This is a genomic window from Methylocystis silviterrae (assembly GCF_013350005.1).
Lineage (GTDB): Bacteria > Pseudomonadota > Alphaproteobacteria > Rhizobiales > Beijerinckiaceae > Methylocystis > Methylocystis silviterrae.
Genome location: NZ_JABVWW010000001.1, coordinates 380,347 through 406,861 on the forward strand (window position 1 = coordinate 380,347; position 26,515 = coordinate 406,861).

Below are 26,515 nucleotides of genomic sequence, written 5' to 3' on the forward strand. Positions count from 1 at the left end.
GTTCGAGCTATTCGAAGCGTCCGGAGGCGTGGCTGAGCATGGTGTAGACCTTGCCGGCGTCGCCGGTCAGCAGGTCGAGCGCTTTCGAGCCGTCGTGATCTCCGCGGCTTGTCTCAACGAGCAGATCCTCGAAGTGCTGGACGTAGCGATCGGCGGTCGCGCGAAAAGCCTGATCGACGCGATAGCGGCGACGAATTTCCTCGAAGGTCTGATGGCCTTGCGCGGTGTAGAGACGGCGACCGAAAAGTCCGCCCTTCTCGCCGCGCTGATAGCGGCACCATAGCTCCGCCACGGCGGCGTTGTCGACCATACGCGCAATGTCGAGCGTCAGGCTGTCGAGGGCGCCCACCGTCGCCAGTGACCGCGCCGTGCGCGGCGGCTGTGGCGCGGCGTCGTCGAAGGAGGCGCGCGCAAGCAGGTTGCTCAGCCATCCGCCCTGCGGCTCGCGTGTCGGCTCCGCCGAGCGATTCTGCGCGACGCGTGGCGCTGCGTGCTCGGCGCGCGTCGCCTGATCCAGGGCCGGCTGACGGAGCGGAGGCGCGCTTTGTTCGGCGATGTCATAGACGCGGCCCGAGCGCGCCACGATGTCGGTGAGCTCGTTCAGCGCCTTCACCTGATCGCCGACGACCCGCCGCAGCGCCGCCGCCTGCTCCGCGGTTTCGCGCGGAATTTCGGTCGCGCCGCGGCGCACCTCCTCGCGGGTCTCCTCGATCTCGCGATGGATGTTGCGCGCGAGGCCGCGAATCTCGTCTGTCGCGGCGTCGAATTTCGAGCGCGCGTCGCCGAAGAGACGGGTGATCTCTTCATTAGCTTCGAAGAAGGCGGCGCGCAGCGCCTCCGAAGTCTGCTCGCGTTCGCCTTCCGCCGCGGCGCGCACCGCTGCAAAGCGCGTCTCGATCAAATCGGCGGTTTGCCTGGAGGTTTCGCTCAACTCTCCTCCAAGGTCGCGCGACCGCGCTTCGATGGAGCGGAACGAATGATCCATCAGCTCGCTGAACCTTGTCATGGCGCTTTCCATCTCGGCGCCGCGGCCTTCGATGAGCGTCACCAGTTCCTCGAGCGAGCGCCGGCGGGCGGCCATCACGGCGTCGAGCGCCTCCTGGCTATGCGCCAGTTTTTCCGCGCTCTGCGCCAGCGTGTGCTGTCGCTCGTCGAGCGCCGCGACGATGGCGTTCGCGTCTTGCATCGTGCCGCCAGCGACGGCGCTGATATGTTCAACCTGCGTCGAGGCCTCGTTGAGCGCGCCGTGGAACTCGGCGAGGCGTCTGCCGAGTTCATGTTCGAGCGTGACCAGATTACCGCCGGTCTTGTCGATGACCGCATGGAGCGAGGCATTTGTCTCGCCGAGCGTGTCGAGCAGGGTCGGCAGCTCGGTACGAATCCTTTCGTTTGTCTCCAGCAGCGCCGCAATCGAGGTCTGCGCGCTGGTCTCTAGCGTCAGCGCCAGCGCCTCGCGGGAGGCGTCCAGCGCATTCGTCAGCTCGTCGCGCTTGACGCCGAGGCGTGAGACAAGGGCGGCGCTGCTATTTTCAACGGCGGTCGTCACCAAATCGCCGATCGTCGTCAATTCTTGGGCGACGGCTCCGCCGCGCGCGTCGAGCACGGTCTGCATTTGCGTGAGGCGCGCATCCAGCGCGCCGCTGATCTCTGCGACGCGTTCGGCGAGCGACTCGCCGAGATCGCCCGTGTGCGCATGAAGCGTCGTATCGAATTCGCGCCGCGCGACGGCCAGAACGTCTTTGATGTCCTGCAGACGGGCGCCGATCGTGTCCACGACCAGTCGGCCGCCCTCGTCGATCTCCGAAGAAACGGCGCCGAGCCGGCTGATTACATCGTTCTCGAGCAGTGCGATGCGCCCGTCGAGGGTCGTTTCCAGCTCCTTCGCGTGTCCGCCCAACGCTTCGTTGATTTCCTCTGTCCTGGAGGCGATCGTATGGGCAAGTTCGCTCGATCGCGAGAGCAGCACCCAGTCGACGTCCTTGATCTTTGCGTCGAGCGTTTGCATGACTTGGCGTCCGCCGTCCTCCATCACCCGCGCGACTTCAGCCGCGTGTTTGGAGAGCGCCTCCTGCAGCATCTGGCCGCCGACGCCGAGGCCCGCGTCAACGCGGCCGACCAGTTCGTCGATGCGGTCCGCCGCCTCCATTGTTCTGGCGTTGGCGACGTTCTCGAAGGCTTCGATCTTGTTCGACATCGTCGACGCGATGTCGATCGCGCGGGCGCCGAGCTTTTCGACCAGATGGCCGCCTTTGCTCTCGATCGCGCCGTCGATCTCGGCCAATCTCGCGTCGATCTCATCGGTAAAATGGCGAGAATTGTCGCCGATCCTGGCGTTGTAATGCTCGACTTGCGCCGAGAGCCTTTCGACGAGCGCGCCGCCCTGCATGCGGATGGTCTCGTCGAGCGACTGCAGCTGGTCGTCGATCCGATGCGTAATCTCTTGCGCCTTCACGTCGAGTCGAGCGGCCGCGTCCATCGTCCGCGTCGTCAGATTGTCGACAAGCTGCGTTCCCTTGCCGCCGATCACGTCCTCGACGACAGCGAAGCGCTGCGTGAGTTCGGCGCTGAGGCGTTCGGCCTGCGCGCCGACCCGGTCGGCGAGTTCGCCGCCGTCGCGAAGCAGCGCATTCTCGAATTGGGTGAGCTGTTCGCCGAGCGTGACCGCGATGCGCTCGCCATGGTCGGCCAGCGAGGCCACGACGTCTTTGCTTTCGGACAGGACGGCGTTCTCGAAGGCGCCGAACCGATCGTTCACCAATTCATGCAGCCGCTCGCCCTGCGTGGCGATCGCCAGAACGGCGTCGCTCGCCGTATTGGCGAAGCGCTCATGCATCGTGGCGGCGTTTTCGGCGAGAGCCGAGGAGGCGTCGGCGACGCTCTGGCGAAGCTTGTCGCGCAACGCCGCGCCATGCGTCTCGAATTCCTGCAGCGCGAGCTCGCGCGTCGTCTCCATCGTCTTGGCGACGAGCATTCCCGCCGTCTCGAGCGCGTTGAGCCGCTCGTCGAGCAATTGATCGACGCGCGTCGCATGTTCGCTGACGACGGACGCCACGCTTTCACTGTGACGCTTAACGGCATCTTCGAAGGAGCCGAGCTTTTCGGCGAGGTCGACTTCGGCGCTACCGGCGTGCGCCGCCAGGCGCTGCGCGATCTCGCCGCCTTGGCGCACAAGCACGTTTTCAATCGCTTCGAGACTCTGCGCGACAGCGTCGCTGACTTGTCCGCTGTTGCGAGCGAGGCTGTCTTCGAAGGCGGCGAGCTTGTCGCCAAGTTCTGCGGCGGCGCGCTCGGTGCGGGCTGCGACCCGGGCCGCCAAATCTTCGCCCTGGCGCGCGACGACGTCTTCGAACGTCGATACGCCCTGCGAAAAGGCCGCCGTTGCGCGCTGGCCGTGCTCGCTGACGCGCTGGGTGATTTCTTCGCTGTGACGCTCGACGGCCTCTCCGAAGGCGGCGAGCTGCGCGGAGAGCGTCGATGCGGCGCGTTCTCCACGCTCGCCGACGCGTTCGGCAACCTCATCGCCGTGGCGGATGATGGAGTCCTCAAAGGCGGTGAGTTGCGCCGCGAGCGTCGATGTCGCGCGCTCGCCTTGCTCGCCCACACGCTGCGCGATCTGTTCTCCGTGACGCGTGACGGCGTCTTCAAACGAGGCCAACTGAGCCGCGAGCGTCGACGTCGCCCGCTCGCTCTGTTCGCTCACCCGAAGAGCGATGTCGTCGCTATGGTGAGCGACGGTCTCTTCGAAAGCGGCGAGCTGCGACGTCAGCGTCGAGGTGGCGCGCTCGCCATGTTCCCTCACGCGCGTCGCGACGTCGTCGCTGTGCTGCGTGACCGCCTCCTCGAATGCGGCGAGCTGAGCCGATAATGTCGCTGTCGCGCGTTCGCTCTGCTCGCTGACCCGTTCGGCGATTTCGCCGCTGCGGCTATTGACCGACTCTTCGAAGGCGGCGAGCTGCGTCGCGACGGTCGTCGCGGCTCGCTCGCTGTGTTCGGCGACGCGCGAGACGACTTCCTCTCCGTCGCGCGCGAATGTGTCTTCAAAGGCGGCAAGACCGTCCGAAATGACGGAGCTGACACGGTTGCCATGTTCAGCGACGCGCATGGCCGCTTCCGTGCTGTTGCGCACCACGGCGTCTTCGAAGGCGGCAAGCCGCTCGGCGAGAGTAGTCTCGATCTGCAGCCCTCGTTCGGCGATCCGTTCCGCCACTTCGCCGCCGCGGCCGAGCACGGTCTGTTCGAAGGCCTGGAAGTTATCGGCCAGCGTTTCATTGACTCGATCGCCATGCTCCCCGATCGCGGACACCGCTTCGCTGGCGGCGGCGACGAAACGCGCCTGCACGGCGTCGACCTGTTCGACAAGCGCCGTTGAGCTCTGGTTCAAGCTGGACGAGATTGCGTCATGCAGCGCCTGTCCGCGCAATTGAAATTCGTTCTGCGCCTTCTGATGCGTGTCTTCGAGCAGGCCGACGATTCGGGTTTCCGCGGTTTCGAATGTCGCCCTGGCGTTTTCGACATGTTCGGCGACGCGCGTCGTCAGCCGTTCCTGGGTTTCGGCGAGCGAGCGCTCAAAGGCTCCGCCCTGCGTCTCGATCGTGTCGCGAATGGCCCCGCCGGTTTCCGTGAGCTGCGCGACGATCCGCTCCCCCTGGCCGCCGATCGCCTCGGAAAAACTCGCGCCAAGCTCTTCGAACCGTCCGAGCACATCTGCGCCGCGCGCGCCGAAATCGCCGGCGATCGCTTCGCTCGCGGCTTCCAGCTTGCGGCCAACTTCCTCGACTCCATCGGCGAAACGGCGGCTGACGTCGTCGCTCGCGCCGGTCACTTTCTGCGCGACTTCGTCGCCGGTCTGGGTCAGGGCGATCAGCACTCTTTCGCCGTGACTGGCCAAAGTCGATTCAAAGGCGTCGCCCGCTTCGTCAAGCGCGAGCCGGATCTCCTCGCCCTTGGAGCCGAGCGAGGAGGTGACGCGCGCTCCTGCCTGGCTCACCGCTTCGGCGAGATGGACCGAGGTCGTGGCGAGTTCCTGAGACAGCGTCTCGCGCGCGCCAAAGAGCGCCGTACGGGCGTTGTCGGCGTTGACGACGATCGCTTCGCGTTCGCGCGTCAGCTCGTCGATGAGAAGCCGAATGCGCCGTTCATTCTCGGTGTAGGAGCGTTCGAGGTTGGTCACCTCGGTGCGCACGATCACTTCCAATTCGCCGGCCCTTGCCAGCGCGCGTTCAATGCCGTCTCCCATGGAGGCGGCTTCGCGTCGGATCGCCTGAGAGAGCGAGACCACCTGTTCGGTGGCGACCGTTTCGGGCTCGATGAGCCGAATGGCCACTTCGGTCATGGAGTTGGCGATGAGCCGCATCTCATGGGCGCGGCGCGCCATCAGTCCCGTGAGGAAGAGGAAAACGAGAGGCGCGATCAGCGCTGCGAGCGTCAAAACCGGTTTCGGCGCGAGCATCGAGCCGTCGAAGTCAAGGATTTCGCCTTGATGGAAATAAGCATACAAGGCCCAGCAGGCCGCCCACAGCCCCATGGAAGCGAAGGTGAGCGCCATGATCGAGCGATTGGGCTTGATCTGCAGCGCTTGCCGCAACTCGCCGACCGTGCGGCGGTCGTCGTTCGCGGGCGCAAGGGCAGGCGCCATCGCTCCAGGCTGCGGTTGAACACGGTTCTGCGGCTCGCTGTAAGCCGAGGCCGGCCTTCTCTGGTCCCCGGCGTGCGCTTCCGCTCTCCGGCTCTGGGCCGGGCCGGACCGGCTGTTCGCCTCACCCGCAGCGCCTGCGGCGTCCGGCGGCGCGCCGATATCGAGCGCCTCCTCGATCGCCGTCAGAGCGGCGGACGCCGCGTCCTGGATCTTTCCCGATGTCGCCATTCGCCCTCTCCAGCCGGCGCAGACGCGTCGCCCGGCCCGATTTCACGGCCCGCCGCTCAGCGACCGCCAGTGAATAAAGATTAACCAAACTTTACAGCCCATCCCTGGCAATTGAAACATCCGGCGGGGCCGTATCGGGAAACTTCGTTAACGCGCCCTTCAGGATCGACGCGCCAGTCTCCACTCTGGGCGCCCCTTTTGGCAGGCCTTTCTGCGGGGCTGCAAAACGAACCGCTTTGCGATAGATATCAAGGGGAACAGGAATGGGGATGGCGAAACTGGCGGACTCCACGTTTCTAAATTGCGAGGCTCAACCGCAGCCGTTATCCGAGGCCGACGCGGAGTCGCCGATCGACCTCGTCCATCTCTCCCGACAGACCTTCGGCGACCATGATCTCGAACGGGAGCTGCTGGGACTATTCGACGCACAGGCGGCGCAATTTGCGAAGCGCTTGCGCGCGCCCGCCGCGCAGGGCGACGCCGACTGGCGCATCGCGCTTGCGCATACCATCAAGGGGTCGGCGCGGGCGATCGGCGCCTTCGAGGTGGGGCGGGCGGCGGAGGCCTACGAACAGGCGCTGCGCGGCGCGGATGCGAGCGCCGCTGAGAAGTCCGAGATCCTCGGCGCCGCCATCGGCCGCGCGCGCGGCGCCATCGCCCTATTGCTGGGCGGCGCGGCTCAGAACGGCCCCACTGGGAAATATTTCAGATAGAGCTCGGCGAAAACGCCGCGCTGGGCGAGGCGGGAGAGCGCGTAGTCGAGCGCCCGGCGCAGCGGCGCATTGCCTTTTTTCACGGCGATGCCGACGCCTTCGCCGAAATATTTCGGATCGGTGAAGGGGCCATCCCGAAAGACGCAGCAGCCGGCCGCTTCGGCGCCGTTCAGCCAATAGGAAAGGGCGATAGCGTCGCCGAAAGTCGCCTGAACGCGGCCGTTCTTGAGCGCGCTGCGGGCCAGGGCGGGCGTTTCGAACGTCACCAAGGTCGAGCGCGGATAGAAGGCTTGAAGAAACGCCTCGTGTCGCGAGCCCGCGACCACCGCGACCGGCCGATCGGCGAGCGCGGCGGGAGAAGCCGACTTTAGGGTCGTATCGGCCTGCATGGCGAACCGGCCGGGCGTCAGCATGTAAGGTCCGGAAAAATCGACCTGTTTTCGAGTTTCGTCATTGATCGCGAGCGAAGCGATGATGGCGTCGCCGCTATTGTCGTTGAGCGCGGGAACGAGCAGATCCCACCGCCGCCGCTGGATCGTGCAGGCGGTGTCGAGTTCGACGCAGATCGCCCTGGCGAGATCAATGTTGAAGCCGGCGACCTGCCCATCCGAGAGTAGAAAATTGAACGGCGGATAGTCATCCTCGGTCAGGAAGCGGATCTGGCGCAGTCCGGAAACATCCGGCTTTTCCGGCGTGCGGTTGGGGTCCCAAAATGAGGGCGTATTCGCGGCCGGCGGCGTCGACGCGGGGGGCGCCGGCGCGGGCGGCGCGCCGTCAGCCGCCGCCGTGAAGCAGGACGTCAGGAACAGCGCGGCGAGCGCCGCACCATTGAAGGCGAGAAGACCGGTTCGGCGCGGCTGAGTGAGACGGCGCATAAAAGGATTGCTTGGCCCTTGCTGGAGGTCGATAGTCGCGCGCAGGCTGCTTGCGCTTGCCGGATTTATTGCATGAATTTTGTGCCGATCGATAGTGTTGCTTCCTCTGCTTCGCAGATCAAGGACGAACTTCCTCCTCAGCCTTTCAGACGCCGGCCGTTCGCTGACTCCTCGGCCGTTCGCCGGCCGTCGCCGTCGCGTGCGACCGCGTCGAGACCCATTCCTGTCGAGATTGCCTTTCTTTCGGCGCATGGCGTGCCGGAGCAGGTGCTGCAATTTGCCGCTGCGACGGCGTGTCGCCAGGGCGTTTGCGCCGACGAAGCGCTACTCGCCGAGGGGCTCGTCTGCGAGGATGTCTTCTATCGGGCGCTGGCGAAGCATCTCAACGTCGAGTTCATAGACAGTCCTGTCGACGTCGCCGCGTCAGGCGTTGCGACGGCCGAATGCGGCTACGCGCGCGTCCGGGACCCGTCGAGCGGCTATCTATCTTTGGCTATTCGCGCCGAGCGGCAGCGGCGTCTTTCGATTGATGAGCGCGCGGCGTGCGGCAAGAGGACGGCCGCTCTTCGCGATCACCACCCGAACGCGGCTCTTGGAGGCGGTGCGTCGCGCCGATCCCGCCAAAGCCGCGCGAGACGCGGCCTTTCTCGTCGAGCGCGTCGATCGGGATTTATGCGCGCGCGGCGGCTTGCGGCGCGGACAGGTGGGACTGCTGCTCGTCGCGCTGATCGGACTGGCGGCGAGCCTTTACGCGCCTTTCTTCTTTCTACGCCTTGCATCGGCTTTGCTCCTTGCAGGCGCATTCTTTTGCGGCGTGTTTCTGAGGCTTTTCGCCTGCGCGGCGAGTTTTCAACACTGCGCAGACGCCGAACCGCTCGAAAGCGAGGCGCAACTGCCGATCTACACGATCGTGCTTGCGCTCTACCAGGAAGCCGCCGTGGCGCGCCAGCTCGCTCGAGCGATCGACCGTTTGGATTATCCGAGAGCCAAGCTCGACGTAAAATTCGTTATTGAAGCCGACGATGAGCCAACGGCTGCTGCATTAAAGGCGCACGCGCCACATGCGCCGCATGAGATCGTCATTGCGCCCGAGGGCGCTCCGCGCACCAAGCCACGCGCGCTGAACGTCGCCATGCCGCTCGCCCGGGGATCGCTCGTTGCGGTGTTCGACGCGGAAGATTTGCCCGAGTCACGCCAATTGCGCCGCGCCGCGACGCTCTTCGCCGCCTCGCCGCCGAGCGTCGCTTGCCTGCAGGCGAGCCTCGCCATCGACAACGGAGAGCTGAATTGGATGACGGCGATGTTCGCGCTTGAATATGCGGCGCTTTTTGACGTCTACAACAAGGGCCTCGCAGCGATGGGAATGCCGCTCTTCCTTGGCGGCACGTCCAATCACTTTCGCGGCATTAGGTAGCAAACGCACCTGCTATCTTACCTTCCACGTATAAAGATATATCCATACGCGTTGATCGACAGATATAAACTGCTATGGGGAGAATGGTGAACGCTGCGTATCTTGTCTTGACTGGTATGCTGCCGTCGCTTAAGCACGGTCTCCATGACGCAGCCGCTAACTCTTATCCATCGCCGAAGGGCAGAAATCGAGAAAGAGATTCAGGAATGCCGCGACCGTATCGCGGCATTGCAGGCTGAGTTGCCTGAGCTGGATGTCGCCGCAAGGGTGATCTCCCGTCTAGGACGTCAGGAGCCCTCACAGACGGTATTGGAGATCGAGGATGGAATACCACTCCCTCCAGTCCCGGCTCACGCCAAACCGGCAAACATTCCGACGATGCCGGACATGATCATAGATGTCTTGGATACGCCTTCAGTGGTGCTCTACGGCGGCTTAGAGCCCGCTGATATCAGGGACCTTATCGCCAAGAAATGGTGGCCTGAGGTTCGCCCCGACGTTGTCGGGCCGATCGCTTGGCGTATGTGGAAGCGGGGCCAACTGAGGAAAAACGGCACAAAATATTTGCTGCCGAAAAATGATGAAACCGCAGACGCCGTGGTCCAGCCGGACACGGTTGAAGACGACGATTCCCCATTCTGATCGCCAATGAGCGTCAGAGAAAAAATTGGCCCTGCGCGTCGCCCTCGAAAAGCAGCGCAGGGCCGTAACCAGAGACCCGGATCATACCGGGAAGGTAGGTGGGACATGAGAAGATAGCTTCAGATGCCGGCTGGTCGTCATTGCGTTGGCGTGACGGCCAGTCTCCTAGCGGGGCTGCACAGTGCAGGGCACGGCTTTCCATCCAACGCCCGGCGGGTGCAAGTCCCGCTAGCTCCACCGTCGTCTCCCTAGCAGAATCTAAGATTTTTGTCCACTGCGCTGCGCCTGATCAGGCGCAGCGCAAAGAACGCCCAATGCGCCATCATCGCCACAATCAACGAAGCGAATCCCCTTCGCCTCAAGCGCTGACCGCATTGCAGCTTGAGTTGCCGCTATTGGCGCCCGCTTCCCAACTTCAAAGTCGCGAACCGTCGAAACGCCGACGCTCGCGGCTTTCGCCAGATCGTCTTGCGAAATTTGAAGAAATGCGCGCGCGGCGCGGCACTGTCCTGGCGTCATGCGCTGAAAATAGCGATGGCAACTTTTTACGTCAAGATCATTGTTTTAAGTTGACGCCATCTCTAATGTCATTTATAAAAGCTGACATAAGCGGAAAACGCGGACAGTCAGCATCCCATGTCGCAACACTTCCTTCTCTCGAAACATGCAAGGAGCCTGAGCCTAGCTCGGGTTGCTCGCATGTCCGAAGAGGAAGCCCGCGACGCCTTCAAACAAATCCGTTGGGCCTCTACCGAAGGCGAGCCGGTGTGCCCGCACTGCGGTTGCCTTGGCGTCTACAGCTACAAGAGCCGTCCGGTTTTCAAGTGCAAAGCTTGTGACCATCAATTCAGCGTTACGTCCGGCACTATCTTCGCCAGCCGCAAGCTGCCGATCTCGACTTACCTTCTGGCGATCGCGATCTTCGTCAACGGCGCGAAGGGCCATAGCGCCCTGCAACTCTCTCGCGATCTCGACTGCCAGTATAAGACGGCCTACGTCATGGCCCACAAAATCCGCGAGGCGATGGCTGCGGAAGTCGAGACGATGAAAGCCTGCGGCGAAGTCGAAATCGACGGCGCCTATTTCGGCGGTTATGTGAAGCCGTCAAACTACAAGGAAAACCGCCGCGATCGCCGCCTTGCGATCAATCAGAATGGCAAGCGCCGCGTCGTCGTTATCATGCGCGAGCGCGCCGGCCGCACGCTGCCTTTCGTTTTCAAGAGCGAAGCCGAGTCGGTTCCGACGCTTGAGGCCCGTATCGACGCCGGAGCCGTCGTTCACGCCGACGAAGCGACGCATTGGGACCGTCTACACGCCCGCTTCCTGACGAAGCGCATCAATCATGAATGGGCTTACTCAGACGAAGGCGCTTGCACGAACAAGGCCGAGAGCTTCTTTTCCCGGCTGCGCCGCGCGGAAATCGGCACGCATCACCATATCGCGGGGCCGTATCTCAAAGCCTACGCCCGCGAAATGGCTTGGCGTGAAGACCATCGGCGCGTGAGCAATGGCGAACAATATCTAATGGTCGCCAACGCGGCGCTTACACATCCGGTTTCGCGGCAGTGGAAGGGCTACTGGCAGCGTAGCGCCTAACCAGTTAGTGAAACGAAGCGCGGATCGACGATAACGCCTTTTGAGGGGATGATTTTCTCCCCTTCAAACGGCAACAACAATTCAAGTTGATCCTTGTCCTTGCGCTTAATTGAAGGCGTTAGCTTTCGTTCTGGAACAGGAAGCGGCGGCATCTTCGGCATTCGCCCAGATAGCATGTCTTCTACGGTCACGATTTGCATACGGGGCAGGCGTCCGTGCGCCGAGCGAGACAAAAACCCTGCCTCGGAAGCTTCTCGCAGCATTGGGCCGGTTGGGTCCGCAAGGGTTACTAAAATTCCCATTTCCGCGTCTTCCCGCTCAATCACGCCGCGAAGATCGCGGACCATCTGAGCGCCGACGTTCTCGCCACCTTTGACAGAAACAATAATCCGGCCGTCACCATACGGACCATTTTTGAATAGGATGTTCCCATCAATACCTCTATCGGCTCCCTTCTTCTCTTCTCGATATGTCTGTGAGCCAATGCGCCATGCAGCCCACCACTGAAACTGATGCTTATCCCGCCGCGCGAGATCGCGTGCGCCGGCGAGATCGGTCGGTCGGCCATGCACGGTGAAGCTGGCATCTGGATTGTTAGCTTTGAGCCGCGCCTCTATTAGGGTAATCGCATAGTGCGTTACATCGATCCCGATCCATTGCCGCCCTAATCTTTCCGCAGCTTCAACAGTTGTCCCGCACCCGCAAAATGGATCAAGGATAACGTCTCCCGGATTTGAGGACGCCAAGATAATTCGCTCAAGCAGGGCGCGTGGTTTTTGGGTAGGATAACCCAGCCGTTCTTTTGCATGGGCTGAGATCGGAGCAATATCGGTCCAAATGTCTCCTAGACTAACCCCCTCCAAATCTGACGTGAACCATTTGAGCCTCGGCGTTCCGCCGCGCGCTGGCCACGCGATCCTTCCGACCGCATCAAGCTTGTCCAGCTTTTCCTGTGTCGTGCCGCTTGTTATCCCCTCTCTGGCGAGCACTGCATGCGGCAGCGCCCAATGGCGACCTACGGATGTTGGATTTACGCTGCGCCATGGGTCGCCGCTTTCGCCTCGTCTGGTTCCCGCTCCGGTGAGCGAAATCGACTGGAAATAATCGTCGCGCTTTTCATCGAAGCTTTTGAAGTATTTTTCGATATATACCGGATCGTGAGGCACAGTTGGATAAGTCCAAGTAAAGTTGTCAGATTTGGAGTAAAACAAAATAACGTCATGAAGAGGCCCGTAACGCTTAGCGGACCCATGAGAATGCGTCCGCTTCCAAATTATTTCACTTCTAAAGTTCTCATGACCAAACGCGGCGTCAAGTATCAATTTAAGATAGTGACTTGCTTTAGGATCACAGTGTAGATACATCGATCCTGTTGGCTTTAAAACGTCACGCAATTCAAGAATACGTGCGGCCATCATGACGATATAAGCCATCATCGCATTCTGTCCGATCCATGCCTTCAAACCCTTAAGCGCCAAGGCTACATCGCCAGAGGAACGCATCACGTCTTCATATGCCGAAGCAGCGCTTTCACCCCACTCCCAAGTATCTCGGAATGCCTCGGCCTGCGCCTCAGATGGAATAGTGCCACCTTCCTTGAAAAGAACATTGTAGCTGGCGTTAGAATTGAAGGGTGGGTCCAGATAAACAAGGTCAATAGATTCGGGCTGAACGCGCTCACGAAGCACATCTAAATTGTCCCCGAAAAATAGTTTGTTCATTGCGCGCCCCATCGCTGCGGCGCGCAGCACGCGTCGCAGTTTATAGTTGCTGGTGATTTGGTTAATTGGCCTCTAAGATTTTCGGGATTTTTCCCAAAGCATGTTGCCGCCCTTGTCGCCGGCCCCGACGACAGCCCCATGTCTTTTCAGGATACGCAGCGCCTTGCTCACCCGCCGCGTATGTTCGGTAAGCAACCGCCTGTCGCGCGGGTCTTGCTCATTCACGGCCAAGATGGCGCGGGCAATCTCTCGCGTCGCCATCGGCTCGGTAGCGTCCCTGAGCACGTCTAGGATGGCTCTAGTCAGCTCACCCGGCCCAAAGAGCACTTGCCGCTTCTGGCGCGGCATTTCGGCGTCTAGATTGCCGGTATAGCCGAGCGTGCCAAGAACGCGGTCCAGCGCGCCGATATCGTTCTTGATCTCTGCCAGCCGGTCGCGGATGCGCTGCGCTTCGTTGAAAAGGTCTGCGCGCTTCGTCAGCAAGCCGGAAATCGTGTGCTCATAGGTGGCGGTTCGCGCCAGTTTGATCGTGTCGGCCATGCCGCCGATTGTTGCAAAACCGGCGGAAATCCGCGAGAATCCGCTAGGTGCGGTTGCTACCTAATACCGCACTTTCGCATCGAGGCTCTGCGCGACATCGGCTTCTGGGACGCCTTCAACGTCACCGAAGATGCGGATCTCGGCCTGCGGCTCGCGCGCGCGGGCTTTGAGGTGCGGACATTCGCCTCGCAAACTTTCGAAGAGGCGCCGGCGGCCTTCGCTGCGCTGGTGAGACAGCGCACGCGCTGGTTCAAAGGCTGGATGCAGACATTCATCGTGCACTGCCGTCGGCCTATGCGGCTTTTCGTCGATCTCGGTTCCCGGCGCGCGATCGCGGTGCTCGCAATGTTCGCCAGCGGATTGTTTGGTCCTTTGCTCGGCCCGTTCCTGGCGGCGCGTATGACCTATGACGCGATCTTTGGGGCACTGTTGGCGCCGGTCGCGCCATTTGAAATCGCCTTGAGCACGCTGTGGTGCTGTCTGGCGATCGCCGGAGCGATCTCCCTGATCTTGCCGCTCGCCATGGGGATGCGCCGGCGCGGCCTGACGCGGTTTCGCCGCGCACTTCTCTATCTGCCGTTGTGGCTGATGATGCTGAGCATCGCGGCCTGGCGCGCCCTTTATGAACTCTGTCGGCGCCCTTTCCACTGGGAAAAGACCGAGCACGGGCTGACCGCGCGCGGCGTTGTCGCAGCGGAAAAAGACGTCGACCCATTCGTCTCAAGAGAAGAGCCACTGTTTGATCAGGAAGCCGGCGCTTAGCGCCTTGCCGTAATGCTCATGCAGCGCGACATGGCTCATGCCGGCGCGCGGCAGATCCGATTTCTTCAGGCGTTTGAAGAAGGGAATGAGCACGTCCTCGAAATTCGTCACCGTGTATTTTCCGCCGTGGCGATCGGCGACCCGCTCGGCGACATTGGCGAACAGCAGCGCCAGCGCCTTGAACAGGGCCGGATGCGTGATCTGCTCATCGGCGTTGTGCAAACCCAGACCGTGCCGGCAGGCGCGTAAATAGGCGTTGAGCACCACGTAGACTTCCTCCGCCCGCGCATCGACGAATGCGCCCTTGATCGAGCGCAGCGCGGCGTTGAAGGTGACGCGCGAAATCGTGCCCTTGCGCCGTTCCGCCGGACTGAGCAGGTCCTTGAGCGCGCTGTCGTCGCGTGTGTGGAAAAGATCGAAGACGTCGTGCAGCAGCGCGTCGGCTTTCGTCTCGACTTCCGAGAGGCGGCGGATGTCGAGCAACAGTTCATTGGGCACGGGCCGCTGCTTGGTGTTGATGTCCATGAACAGCCGGCATTCTTCCGAGCGCTTCAGCTTATTGTAGATCACCACCGGCACGTCGACGGCGCGTTTCGCCAGCTTGAAGCCGAAGATGCGATGTTGCCCGTCGATGATCAGGAAGGCGCGGGGGTCCTGCCGGAATGTCAGAGCTCCCGCGGCGCGGTCATAATGCATATGCGCGCGCGACTGCGCCGAAAGGACCACGGCGCCCGGAACCGTGCCGAACCCGGCGTCGATATATTTGGCGATGGACTTCGCGCGCTTTGGATCGAGCAGGCGCTGGAAGCCTTCCGCCGGATTTTCGACCCGCGGTTCGACCGTGCAGGTTTCAGCGAGCAGGCTGCTTGGCAGCACCAGCGCGTAGAAGCGATGCGCGCCTTGAGAAACGAGTTGCGCCGGAACGCTGATCGACGTTTTGCCGGCGGCGGAAGCGGAGGGGCTGCGCAATTCGGCCCCTGCGTCCGGCAACGGGGCGGATTCGGCGATATCGCTGAGCGTGTCCCGATCCATGTTCTGATCCCTCGGAAGCGTGAACTTTCAGCGTTCACGACAGCTGACTCGACGAATCGACCGGCACTCGGACGAAGACGCTAAGCGGGAAAAGGTTTGGCGGCAAGATGGGTTGAGGGCGCGAAGCCGTGTTTTATCTTCTGAATACCCCTTCAACGCCATTGCGGCCACGGCTGCGATGGGCTCTTAGGCCGCGGAAGGGGAGACATAGCGGAAAGCAATGTTGTCGAATACTTGCCGTGCTGTAAGCTGAACGCTCACGATTATCGGGAGAGCCACAGTGTCCGTGCCGATAGAGACAACCCCGCGTTTTGCGACAGGCGTTCCGGGGCTCGACAGGGTTCTTCACGGCGGTCTTCCGCGCTGCTCACTTATTCTCGTTGAAGGTGCGCCCGGCAGCGGCAAGACGACCGTGGCGCTCCAGTTCCTGATCCAGGCGGTTCGCGCGGGCGAAAGCTGCCTGCTCGCGACGAGCGCCGAGTCGCCGCAACAGTTGCGGTCGATCGCCGCATCGCACGGATGGAGTCTCGACGGGATCAATATCACCGGCCTGTCGGAGCCATCCAGCGCGGAAGACAAAGGGCTCGATTACACGCTTTTCCCGGAGGCGGAGGTCGAGATCGGCGAGACGTTCGACCACCTTTTTTCCGAAGTCCAACGGGTGAAGCCGAGACTGCTTGTGCTCGATACGATTTCAAGTCTGCGTGTGTTGGCGCCGACGGCGGCTTTCCATCGGCGTCAACTGAAGCGAATTCGCGACTTCATGGCGGCGCGCAACTGCACGACGGTGATGCTGGATGAAGCATCGACGACGGAAAAGGATCTCCGCAGCAAAACTATGTCTGACGGCATCATCGAATTGCGGCAAAGACCGTCTTCCTACGGGGCCGACCGACGCGCATTGCGCGTGATCAAACTGCGCGGCTGCAGCTATGTAAGCGGCTCGCACGACGTAACGCTCGCCGCCGGAGGGCTGACCGTGCATCCTCGCCTCGTCGCACAGAGCTTTCCGAGCCTCGTGGCGGCTCCGGCGCTCGGCTCCGGCAACTCAGAGATTGACGCGCTTGTCGGCGGCGGGCTTCCGAGAGGCTCGAACACGCTCATCGCTGGGCCTGCGGGCGCTGGAAAATCAACCATATCATCGCTCTACGTGATGGCCGCAGCCAGGGGCGGCGAGAAATGCGCCGTTTTTCTGTTCGACGAGAGCGAGGAGAGCTATATCGCTCGCAGCGAGGGACTGGGCTTCGACATGCGCGCCGAAGTCGACGCCGGCCGCATTGAACTCAGGCATCTTGATCCGGCCCAACTGAGCGTCGGCGAGATCGCCGACCTGGCGATGGATCGAGTCGAGAAGCAGGGCGTCAAGCTCGTCGTGATCGACACGCTGAACGGCTATCTGCAATCGGCGATGGAAGAACCGAGCGTTATTCTTCACATCAGGGAGTTGCTCTCCTATCTGAACCGTCGTCAGATCGTCACCATCATGACGCTGACGCAGCACGGAATTTTTGGGATGGAGCTCTCTTCGCCGATGGACTTCAGCTTCCTGGCCGACAATGTGTTCCTGCTTCGTTTTTTCGAGCTTGACGGCGCGCTGCACAAGGCCTTTTCGATCGTCAAAAAGCGTAGCGGCCCACATGAGCACACAATCCGGAAACTGACGATGAGACCGGGCGGCGTCGACGTCAGCGAGCCGCTCACAGGCTTTACCGGCGTCCTGATGGGAACGCCTGTGTATCATCCTGAATCCATCGTTCCGATTCCATGATGGCGGAGAGTAGCGCAGCGGAGGTCGTCCCGCGCGCCGAGGATAGCCTGCGCGTTCTGATTATGACGCCGACGGGACGCGATGCCGCGCTCGCCGAAGACGCGCTCAATCGTGGCGGTCTTTCCAACTGCGTTTGCAGCAACGAAGAAGAGCTACGCCGGGAGATCGCGAATGGCGCAGGCTGCGTTCTTATGGCGGAGGAGGCATTGCCGCGCGATCGCGCGGTGGCCTGGGACGAGTTGTTCGGTCCTGAACCGGCCTGGTCCCAGTTGCCCGTGGTGTTGCTTCTCGCCCGCGGCCACGCTCAAAAAGATTTGGCTTTGCTCCGAACGATCGAAAAGCGCCCGAGTATAGTTTTCATCGAACGCCCTGCGCAAAAGCGCTCGCTGATCAGCGCGCTCAAGAACGCAATTGAAGCCCGTCGCCTACAATACGCCATTCGCGATGCGCTGGACGCGCTGCAGACCGCCGATCGCCGCAAGGACGAGTTCCTCGCCGTGCTGGCCCACGAGTTGCGCAATCCTCTCGCTGTGATTTGCGCGGCGATTCACATCAAGAAGCGGCGCTCAGCCGACAGGGACGACGACATGCTATCGGCGATCGAGAAGCAAACTCAGCAGCTCACGCGTATTGTCGACGACCTTCTGGAAGTTTCGCGCATCAGCCGCGGCAAGTTAGAGCTTCACAAGGAGCGCCTGGATCTTGTCTCGCTCGTGCGCGAAGTGTTTGAACATGGGGCCGACAAACTTCAGGCCGGGAAACATCGCAAACACTTTTACGCGCCCTCGACAGAGCTTTTCATCGAGGGCGATCCAATTCGACTCGGTCAGGTTTTTGTAAATCTTCTCAACAACGCGGCAAAATATACAGCAGACGTCGGCGTGATCGACGTCACGGTGATGCAGGACGGTCGTTCCGCGGTGGTCATCGTTAAGGATACGGGCGTAGGCATTCCGCCCGAAATGATCACCCGCGTTTTCGACATCTTTACCCAGGTCGATCGCAATCTCGGAAGGGCTCAAGGCGGGATTGGCGTCGGTCTATCGCTCACCCGCAGTCTTGTAACGCTGCACGGAGGCGCAATCGAAGCCCGAAGCGGTGGCGCGGATAAGGGCAGCGAGTTCATTGTTCGGCTTCCATTGAGCCAAGCGCCGGATGCGTCGAACGTTGAACCCGCGCGAGATACAAAGGAGCGGCGCGCGTCCCAGACAAAGGTGTTGGTCGTGGACGATGACCACCTTGTCGGCAAACTCACTGGCGAGTTGATCGCCTCCTTTGGGATGGAGGTGCAGGTCGTTCCTGGCGGAGCCGAGGCGCTGGAAGTTATCTCAAAATTTCAGCCCCGCATCGTCTTTGTCGATCTCGGCATGCCCGGGATGGATGGTTACGAGACTGTCCGGAGGATCAGACAGCTTCCCGGCGGAGATTCTCTCTTCATCGCAGCGTTGTCGGGTTGGGGCCAGGCCGAGGACTTTGAGCGAAGCGCCGAGGCTGGATTTGACCGGCATTTTGTAAAACCGATCAAGATCTCAGAATTAGAAAATCTGTTCGCCTCGGAGTCGCCAACCTGAGCACATGAGTCAGGGCGTCGTGATTCACGTCGGCTGCTCGCCGTGCGAGTTCATGTCGCCGGCCGTGCTGTCATCAGCTACGGAGGCCGGGCGCCTCATGGCCCGTGCGCGCCACATATTCCGTGTAGCCGCCGCCATAAACATGAACGCCCTCGGGCGTCAGTTCCAGCACCCGATTGGATAACGCGGCCAGGAAGCGCCGGTCGTGCGAGACGAACAGCATGGCGCCTTCATAATTCGACAGCGCGGTGATGAGCATCTCTTTGGTCGCCAGGTCCAGATGGTTGGTGGGTTCGTCCAGCACAAGAAAGTTCGGCGGGTCGTAAAGCATTTTCGCCATGACAAGTCGCGCTTTTTCGCCGCCCGACAACACCCGGCATTTCTTCTCAACGTCGTCGCCGGAGAAACCGAAGCAGCCGGCCAATGTGCGCAGCGAGCCCTGTCCTGCCTGAGGGAATGAGTCCTCCAGCGACTGGAACACGGTGCGCTCGCCGTCCAGCAACTCCATGGCGTGTTGCGCAAAATAGCCCATTTTCACGCTGCCGCCCTGGGCGACGGCGCCGTCGTCCGGCAGTGAGGAGCCCGCCACCAATTTCAGCAACGTGGACTTGCCCGCGCCGTTGACGCCCATGACGCACCATCGCTCATTGCGGCGCACTTGAAAGTTCAGTCCCTCGTAGATTCTCCGTGCGCCGTAGCTCTTGTGCACGTTCTTCAGGGTGATCACGTCGTCGCCGGAGCGCGGCGCTGGCGGGAATTCAAACAAAATCGTCTGGCGGCGCTTGGGCGGCTCGACCCTGTCGATCTTCTCGAGCTTCTTCACGCGGCTCTGCACTTGCGCGGCGTGCGATGCGCGCGCCTTAAACCTCTCGATAAATTTGATTTCCTTGGCGAGCATGGCCTGCTGACGCTCAAATTGCGCCTGCGCCTGCTTCTCGTTCTGCGCGCGTTGTTGCTCGTAGAACACGTAATCGCCCGAATAGGTCGTCAACGCGCCGCCGTCGATTTCCACGATCTTGGTGACGATGCGGTTCATGAACTCGCGGTCGTGCGAGGTCATCAGCAGCACGCCCTCATAGGCTTTGAGGAATTCCTCCAGCCAGATCAGGCTTTCCAAATCCAGATGGTTGCTCGGCTCGTCGAGAAGCATGGCGTCGGGGCGCATGATGAGGATGCGGGCGAGCGCCACGCGCATTTTCCAACCGCCCGACAGGGCGCCGACGTCGCCGTCCATCATCTCCTGAGTAAAACTCAGGCCCGCGAGGATTTCGCGCGCGCGGCCCTCCAGGGCGTAGCCGTCCAGCTCCTCGAAGCGTCCCTGCACCTCGCCGTAACGCTCGATGATTTGTTCCATGTCGTCCGCCCGGTCAGGATCGACCATGGCGTCCTCCAGCTGCTTCAGCTCGGCCGCCACCGCGCTGACCGGACCCGCGCCGTCCATCACCTCGGAAACGGCGCTGCGGCCAGACATCTCGCCGACGTCCTGATTGAAGTAGCCGATGGTCACGCCGCGATCGACGGCCACCTGGCCCTCGTCGGGATGCTCCTGTCCCGTAATCATCCGGAAGAGGGTCGTCTTGCCGGCCCCGTTGGGACCGACGAGGCCGACCCTCTCGCCCTTAAGGAGCGTCGCGGAGGCCTCGATGAAGAGGATCTGATGACCGTTCTGTTTGCCGATGTTTTCGAGACGAATCATGTGTGCAGGGGACCCGGGAAGGAAAGTTTGGGTAGCCATTAGGCCATGCGGCGCGCCAGCGGAAGAGCATTCCGAACTGTGAGCGATCTCGCCCAAGCTTCGACGGAAACATCTGCTTTGGGTCAAGATCGTGGACCAGGGGCGATGACGGCGCTGCTTACTCGCGGCGCGATTTCAGTCGCTTGTGCGGGAGGACCAGGTCGCATGCGAGACGCCGTCGAGGGCGGCGAGCGCCTCGACGACCGCGTCAAGCTGTTCGCCCGTCGCGCTCGACGTCGCGAGGGTCGCGACGATCTCGACGTCGTCTTCGCGTTCGTTCTCAGCAATGTCCTGGATCGGATAAGAGGCGGCTTCGAGCCGCTCGATCAAAATGTCCCGAATGGCGTCGCGCCGCTCGCCGTGACGCGGACGTCATAGATCGCTTCCGTCGCGGTTTCGTCGATCGGCGTACGTTCGATCAGACGCACGAGTGGTCGAAGGAGCGTGTTGCCAGCCAGCACGAAACCCGCCAGCAATAGGGCTTCCGCCGGACGGTCGGCGCCGGCGAAGCCGCCCGTCACCGCCGAGCACCAGACGGTCGCCGCTGTGCTCAGTCCGCGGATATTCATGCCTTCCTTGATGATCACGCCAGCGCCGAGAAAGCCGACGCCCGACGCCACATAGGCCAGCACCTGGGTCGCACCCTGATTGCCCATGAGCCGCATGCCGAGATCGACGAAAGCGGACGCGCCGAGCGCGACGAGAGCGTTAATCCGCAACCCGGCGGTGCGCTGCCGATACTGGCGCTCCGCGCCGATCGCGGTCCCGAGAACGAACGCCACGAGCAGCGACACAAACGTATTGAGAATTTCCGCGCCGTCGAAATTTGCAATGGCGTTCATGGCCTAAATCCATCGGCGTTCCGCTTCTCGGCTTATAGAAGGCCGGAGGAAGCTTGTCGCGGCCGACGCCGCGGTCACGCGCAATGTTGACCCTGAGGCGACGCTCCTGTATGAAGACTGCGCTGCGCCGCAGCATGAGGCGCTCCAGCCGCGTAGGTTGACGTTTTCGTCGACGAGCTGTCGAGCGCCCCCTTTTCCCACGCCGAGGCCCGTTACGCGGGGCCGACTCTTTTTTGGTCCTGAGCTGGCGCTCTCCTCGCCGGTCCTCGTGGCTCGAATCGACAACTGAAAGCAACAACTGACGTGATGACATTCTCCGATCTCGGCTTGAACGAGATCCTGCTGCGCGCGCTTGAGCGCGAAGGCTACACAACTCCCACCCCGGTCCAGGCGCAGGCTATTCCTGCGCTTCTGCAAGGTCGCGACCTTCTCGGCGTGGCCCAGACCGGCACCGGCAAGACGGCGGCCTTCGCTCTGCCGATCCTGCACCGGCTGCTGGCCGACAAGCGGCGCCCGGCGCCCAACACGGCGCGCGCGCTGATTCTCGCGCCGACACGCGAACTCGCGGCGCAGATCGCCGACAGTTTCCGCTCGTACGGCCATTTCTTTCGTCCAAGCGTCGGCGTCATCGTCGGCGGGGTGTCGCATCGTCCGCAAAATGAAATGCTGGCGCGCGGCCTCGACGTTCTGGTGGCGACGCCCGGGCGTCTGCTCGACCATCTCGGCAGCGGCCGTTTGAAGCTCGCGACGACCGAAGTGCTCGTTCTCGACGAAGCCGACCATATGCTCGATCTTGGATTTATCGTTCCGATCCGCCAGATCGTCGCGAAATTGCCGAAGCAACGCCAAACGCTGCTGTTCTCGGCGACGATGCCGCGGGAGATCTCCACGCTCGCGGACGACATGCTGCGCGATCCGACGAAAGTCTCGGTGACGCCGGCCGCGACCACCGCCGAGCGTGTCGCGCAACATGTCTATCTGGTCTCGGGCGGCGCCAAGCGCGACCTGCTCGTCGAACTGTTGAACGACCGCCAGATTTCGCGCGCGATCGTGTTTACGCGCACCAAGCGCGGCGCCGATCGCGTCGCGCAGCATCTGGAGAGCGCCGGCGTCGGCGCCGACGCGATCCACGGGAACAAGAGCCAGAGCCAGCGGCTGCGCGCGCTTGACGGTTTCCGCAAGGGCCGCACGCGGGTGCTTGTCGCGACCGACATCGCTGCGCGCGGCATCGACGTCGACGGCGTGACGCATGTCGTCAATTTCGAATTGCCGGAAGTTGCAGAAGCCTATGTGCATCGCATCGGCCGTACTGCGCGAGCCGGCGCGACCGGCCAGGCGATTTCGCTCTGCGACAATGGCGAGCGGCCGTTGCTGCGCGCGATCGAAAAGCTGACGCGTCAGACGCTTGAATTTACTGACCGGCGCGCCGAAGGCGCCCGCCAGGATGACGGCGACTCCGCACGCCCGGCGCCTAAGAGGCCGAATTCGCCGTCGCCGCATCGAAACGGCGCGCAGCATCCGCGTCGCGAGGGACAGCGTCCCGCGGCAAAGCGACCGGGCGCCTCTTTCAATGGACAGAAGCGCCCCGCAAATGGCGGCGCGCGTCATAAGCAGGCGAACCGTCCGCAGGGATAAACGCTATAGTCATGGCCGCTTCGAATCGAGGGCGGCCATGATCTACGATCTTCTCATTGTCGGCGGCGGGATCAACGGCTGCGCCATCGCTCGCGACGCCGCCGGCCGCGGCCTCGCCGTCAGGCTCGTCGAGCAGGGCGATCTCGCGCAAGGCACGTCGTCCGCCTCGACGAAGCTCATCCATGGCGGTCTGCGCTATCTCGAGCTCTATGAATTTCGCCTCGTGCATGAAGCGCTGGCCGAACGCGAACTGCTGCTCGCCGCCGCGCCGCACATCATCTGGCCCTTAAAATTCGTTCTGCCCTACGAAAAAGGGCTGCGGCCCGTCTGGCTGCTGCGTCTCGGACTTTTCATTTACGACCACCTTGCGCGCCGCAAGCGCCTCGAAGCCTCGCATATGGTGATGCTTTCGCAGGATGCGCTTGGCGCGCCGCTGCGCGACGCTTACCGCGTCGGCTTCACCTACGCCGATTGCTGGGTGGACGATTCGCGCCTTGTCGTGTTGAACGCACGCGACGCGGCGGAGCGCGGCGCGACGATCAGCGTCGGCGCAAGGCTTGTTCACGCCGCGCGACAGGGCGACCGCTGGCGCGCGACGCTCGCGGACGGCGAGACGATTGAGGCGCACGCGCTGGTCAACGCCGCCGGCCCCTGGGTGTCGCAGGTGATCGAAGACGCGCTGCACATCCATTCGCGCAAACATGTGCGGCTCGTGAAGGGCTCGCATCTCGTTCTGCGCAAGCTCTTCGAGGGCGCACACGCCTATATCTTGCAGAACCCCGACGGCCGCATCGTTTTTGCGATCCCCTATGAGCGCGACTTCACGCTCATCGGCACGACCGACGTTTCCTATGACGGCCTTCCTGGCGCCGTGGCGATCAGCGACGCAGAGACGGACTATCTGCTCAATTCGCTCAATCATTTCTTACGCGTTCCAGCGACCCGCGATGACATCGCGTCAAGCTACGCCGGCCTGCGTCCGCTCTATGACGATGGGGCGCTGAAAGCGTCGGTCGTGACGCGCGATTATGCTTTCGATCTCGATGCGCCAGAAGACGCGGCGCCGTCGCTGTCGATCTTCGGCGGCAAAATTACGACAGCGCGCCGGCTTGCCGAACATGCGCTGAGTGAACTCTCGCGCTTTCTTCCCGCGCATGGCGAGGCCTGGACGGCGGACGCGATCTTGCCCGGCGGCGACATGCCGCAAGGTTTCGGCAGCTTTCTTGCCGATCTCAAGCGCGAAAAGCCATTTCTCGGCGATGAATTGGCGCTGCGCCTCGCGCGCGCCTATGGGACCCGCGTCTTTCAGATATTGGAGGATGCACGAGCGTTGAGCGATCTTGGCCGTGATTTCGGCTGCGGCCTGACCGAGGCGGAGATCGCCTATCTGCGCGAGAAGGAATGGGCGCGGACCGCCGACGACATTCTCTGGCGCCGCTCGAAGCTCGGGCTGCATATGAATGACGCGCAGCAGAGAACGCTGCGTGAGTTTATCGGCGCCTGACAATTGCCGCGCGTCATGGCCGCGCTTGTCGCGGCCATCCACGCGTCGCCGCCACGGTCCAGTGACGATCATTCCGCGATGTCCTGGCGTGGATGGCCGGCACAAGGCCGGCCATGACGTCGTTGGATTGCCTTCCGGATTCCCTCACTCCCCAAGCCCCGCATGCGACTTGTTCACCGACGCGCCGCCGTCGATCACGGTCTTCGCCAATCCAGGCGCGGCGATCGCGATATTGTCGGCAAAGAAGCGGGCGAGCGCGGCGTAGCGTTGCGCATTCGGATCGGCTTCGCGCTGCGCGCGCTTCGCGCCTTTGACGAGCAAGGTTGCGCCGCGGGCCAGCGCGAAGAGGCGCAGATAGGGCGTCGCGCCGGCGAGCGCGCCGGCGAGCTCGGTTTCGGTGAGAAACGCGCTCGCCCGCGCTAGCGCCTCGACACTCTCGCGCAACGCCTCGCGCGCGACATCGGCTTCGGCCGCGATGGCGCGCATGTCGTCGATCTCGCGCGCGAGCGCCACGCCGTCGCCGCCGCGGATCTTGCGCGTCACGAGATCAATCGACTGAATGCCGTTCGTGCCTTCGTAAATGGCGCAGATGCGCGCGTCGCGCATGAGCTGCGCAACCCCGGTCTCCTCGATATAGCCCATGCCGCCGAAGACCTGAATGGCGAGCGAGGTCGTCTCATTGGCGATATCGGTCGAAAACGCCTTGGCGACGGGCGTCAGGAGAGAAGCGCGCTCATGCGCCGCCGCCGCGCGCGCCGGATCGCTGTCGCGATGCGCGTGATCGATCGCGGCGGCGGTCTCGTAGCAGAGCGCCCGAGCGGCGGCAGTCGAACTCGCCATGGTTAGCAACATGCGCGCGACGTCCGGATGCTTGATGATCGCGCTCGTCTCCTTGGCGCCAGGCGCGCGCCCCTGCTTGCGCTCGCGGGCGTATCCGAGCGCCATTTGTGTCGCGCGGTCGGCGAGCGCCACGCCTTGCAGTCCGACGGAGAGGCGGGCGTTGTTCATCATGGTGAACATGCAGGCGAGGCCCTTGTTCTCCTCGCCGATGAGATAAGCGACCGCGCCATCTTCATCGCCATAGATCATGGTGCAGGTCGGCGAACCGTGGATTCCGAGCTTGTGCTCGATGCCGGCGCACCGCACATCGTTGCGGCGCGTGAAGCCGCCCGTGTCATCGGGCAGGAATTTCGGCGCCAGGAACAGCGAAATGCCGCGCGTGCCGGGGGGAGCGTCGGGAAGGCGCGCCAGGACGAGATGGACGATATTAGGCGCGAGATCATGCTCGCCATAGGTGATGAAGATTTTCTGGCCGAAGAGGCGGTAGGAGCCGTCGGGCGCGCGTTCGGCGCGCGTGCGCATCAATCCGAGATCGGAGCCGGCGCCGGGCTCGGTCAGATTCATCGTCGCCGTCCATTCGCCGCTGACGATTCTGCGCAGATAAGTTTCCTTCAGCGCGTCGCTGGCATGCGCCTCCATCGCCTCGATCGCGCCATGGCCAAGCAACGGGCAGACGGCGAACGCCATGTTGGCGGCGTTCCAGATCTCCGTGCAGCCGGCGTTGAGCAGGGCAGGCAGCTCCAGTCCGCCATAGTCCTCGCCGGCCGCGATGGCGTTCCAGCCGCCTTCTTTCCATTGCGCGTAGGCCTCTCGCCAGCCGGGAGGCGTCGTGACGGCGCCATTGGCGTATGTCGCGCCCACGCGATCGCCGATCTGATCGAGCGGCAGCAGAACCTGTTCGGCGAATTTGGCCGCCTCCACCAGGGTCTGTTCGGCGACGCCGTCGGCGAGATCGACAAATATGCCGCCGGTCTCCATTACGCCTTCGCCGGCCGCGAGGCGGAGCGCGAAGAGAATGTCGTCGAGCGGCGCGCGGTAAGTCATCCGAATGTCCCTGACATGAATCGATACACGAAATTTAGCGCGCTGCCTTGACGGGTGGGGCCCGCGCGCTTCGCCGTTGGCTGGTTGCCTTCGAAAAATGTTCGCGCTAAAGTTGTATAATATTTTAGCCGAAAGGCTGGACCTTGCTTACGGATCCCTTTCCAGAGCACCGGGGCTATCGGGAGCCGAGTAGCAAAAGGACACACGAGATTCATTCTTCAACCCTTTTATATGAAAGGACGAATATATGAACAATGTACCTGCCAAGGATCTTCCGCAGTGTCTTTCGTTCACGAAAATTGATATTAAGACTGATCCTTCCGGGAATATCTCAAGCCAGCTGGACACCTCCAATAACCGGGCTTTTCGTGGACTGGCTGTTGGGCGTGAGGCGGCTCGAGGCCATCCTTCCGGGAAG

The 26,515-nt window shown here is 62.4% G+C and carries 16 protein-coding genes and 1 pseudogene; 9 read left to right on the plus strand and 8 right to left on the minus strand.

All coding sequences use genetic code 11. The annotated features are described in order from the left end of the window. Positions 1-7 precede the first annotated feature (7 nt). On the minus strand, positions 8-5,863 hold the full coding sequence (locus HUN39_RS01780; RefSeq protein WP_175092788.1) for an apolipoprotein A-IV repeat region-like domain-containing protein: 5,856 nt from the start codon (positions 5,861-5,863) through the stop codon (positions 8-10). A 269-nt stretch (positions 5,864-6,132) separates the two neighbouring features. On the opposite strand from HUN39_RS01780, the gene HUN39_RS01785 reads away from it, so the two are divergent. Then, positions 6,133-6,576: an Hpt domain-containing protein gene (locus tag HUN39_RS01785; RefSeq protein ID WP_232365843.1), complete on the plus strand. Its 444-nt coding sequence runs from the start codon at positions 6,133-6,135 to the stop codon at positions 6,574-6,576. On the opposite strand, the gene HUN39_RS01790 is transcribed toward HUN39_RS01785, so the two are convergent. Next, positions 6,543-7,451, minus strand: coding sequence for a transporter substrate-binding domain-containing protein (locus HUN39_RS01790; protein ID WP_175092790.1), 909 nt, complete (start codon positions 7,449-7,451; stop codon positions 6,543-6,545). The genes HUN39_RS01785 and HUN39_RS01790 overlap by 34 nt on opposite strands. Positions 7,452-7,980: 529 nt before the next feature. Here HUN39_RS01790 and HUN39_RS01795 point away from each other — a divergent pair. The 3 genes from HUN39_RS01795 to HUN39_RS01805 all read left to right on the plus strand — a co-directional run bounded on the left by HUN39_RS01795 (position 7,981) and on the right by HUN39_RS01805 (position 11,103). Further along, the gene (locus tag HUN39_RS01795; RefSeq protein ID WP_232365844.1) at positions 7,981-8,865 is read left to right on the plus strand and encodes a glycosyltransferase; all 885 of its coding nucleotides are present in this window, start codon (positions 7,981-7,983) and stop codon (positions 8,863-8,865) included. Positions 8,866-9,009: 144 nt separating this feature from the next. Further along, positions 9,010-9,507, plus strand: coding sequence for a hypothetical protein (locus tag HUN39_RS01800; RefSeq protein ID WP_175092791.1), 498 nt, complete (start codon positions 9,010-9,012; stop codon positions 9,505-9,507). 636 nt (positions 9,508-10,143) lie between these two features. Next, positions 10,144-11,103 (plus strand): IS1595 family transposase, encoded by a 960-nt coding sequence (locus HUN39_RS01805; protein WP_175092792.1) that lies wholly within the window; start codon positions 10,144-10,146, stop codon positions 11,101-11,103. Here the strand turns inward: HUN39_RS01805 and HUN39_RS19390 are convergent. Together HUN39_RS19390 and HUN39_RS01815 are read right to left on the minus strand one after the other, a co-directional pair. Then, positions 11,100-12,824, minus strand: a complete 1,725-nt coding sequence (locus HUN39_RS19390; protein WP_175092793.1) for a site-specific DNA-methyltransferase — start codon at positions 12,822-12,824, stop codon at positions 11,100-11,102. The two genes, HUN39_RS01805 and HUN39_RS19390, sit on opposite strands and share 4 nt — an antisense overlap. Before the next feature lie 72 nt (positions 12,825-12,896). Then, positions 12,897-13,364: a hypothetical protein gene (locus tag HUN39_RS01815; RefSeq protein ID WP_175092794.1), complete on the minus strand. Its 468-nt coding sequence runs from the start codon at positions 13,362-13,364 to the stop codon at positions 12,897-12,899. Between HUN39_RS01815 and HUN39_RS01820 the strand changes: the two genes are divergently transcribed. Further along, a complete protein-coding gene (locus tag HUN39_RS01820) occupies positions 13,320-14,126 on the plus strand; it encodes a glycosyltransferase family 2 protein (protein WP_332310703.1) in 807 nt (268 codons plus the stop codon). The genes HUN39_RS01815 and HUN39_RS01820 overlap by 45 nt on opposite strands. Here HUN39_RS01820 and HUN39_RS01825 read toward each other — a convergent pair. Then, positions 14,085-15,158 carry a DGQHR domain-containing protein gene (locus tag HUN39_RS01825; protein WP_175092795.1) on the minus strand — a complete coding sequence of 358 codons (1,074 nt, stop codon included), beginning with the start codon at positions 15,156-15,158 and terminating at the stop codon, positions 14,085-14,087. The two genes, HUN39_RS01820 and HUN39_RS01825, sit on opposite strands and share 42 nt — an antisense overlap. Before the next feature lie 280 nt (positions 15,159-15,438). On the opposite strand from HUN39_RS01825, the gene HUN39_RS19535 reads away from it, so the two are divergent. Beyond that, on the plus strand, positions 15,439-16,926 hold the full coding sequence (locus HUN39_RS19535) for an ATPase domain-containing protein (RefSeq protein WP_332310704.1): 1,488 nt from the start codon (positions 15,439-15,441) through the stop codon (positions 16,924-16,926). Next, on the plus strand, positions 16,926-18,497 hold the full coding sequence (locus HUN39_RS01835; protein WP_232365846.1) for a hybrid sensor histidine kinase/response regulator: 1,572 nt from the start codon (positions 16,926-16,928) through the stop codon (positions 18,495-18,497). The genes HUN39_RS19535 and HUN39_RS01835 overlap by 1 nt, the downstream gene beginning before the upstream one ends. A gap of 73 nt (positions 18,498-18,570) precedes the next feature. Here the strand turns inward: HUN39_RS01835 and HUN39_RS01840 are convergent, their stop codons facing one another. Beyond that, on the minus strand, positions 18,571-20,193 hold the full coding sequence (locus tag HUN39_RS01840) for an ABC-F family ATP-binding cassette domain-containing protein (protein WP_175092797.1): 1,623 nt from the start codon (positions 20,191-20,193) through the stop codon (positions 18,571-18,573). Between the two features lie 174 nt (positions 20,194-20,367). Beyond that, a pseudogene (locus HUN39_RS01845) lies at positions 20,368-21,074 on the minus strand (MgtC/SapB family protein). 306 nt (positions 21,075-21,380) lie between these two features. On the opposite strand from HUN39_RS01845, the gene HUN39_RS01850 reads away from it, so the two are divergent. Then, positions 21,381-22,709 (plus strand): DEAD/DEAH box helicase, encoded by a 1,329-nt coding sequence (locus HUN39_RS01850; protein ID WP_175092798.1) that lies wholly within the window; start codon positions 21,381-21,383, stop codon positions 22,707-22,709. Between the two features lie 37 nt (positions 22,710-22,746). Continuing rightward, entirely contained in the window at positions 22,747-24,213 is a 1,467-nt protein-coding gene (gene glpD / locus HUN39_RS01855; RefSeq protein WP_175092799.1) for a glycerol-3-phosphate dehydrogenase, read from the plus strand. Positions 24,214-24,357: 144 nt separating this feature from the next. On the opposite strand, the gene HUN39_RS01860 is transcribed toward glpD, so the two are convergent. Next, on the minus strand, positions 24,358-26,097 hold the full coding sequence (locus HUN39_RS01860; RefSeq protein ID WP_175092800.1) for an acyl-CoA dehydrogenase: 1,740 nt from the start codon (positions 26,095-26,097) through the stop codon (positions 24,358-24,360). Positions 26,098-26,515 lie beyond the last annotated feature (418 nt).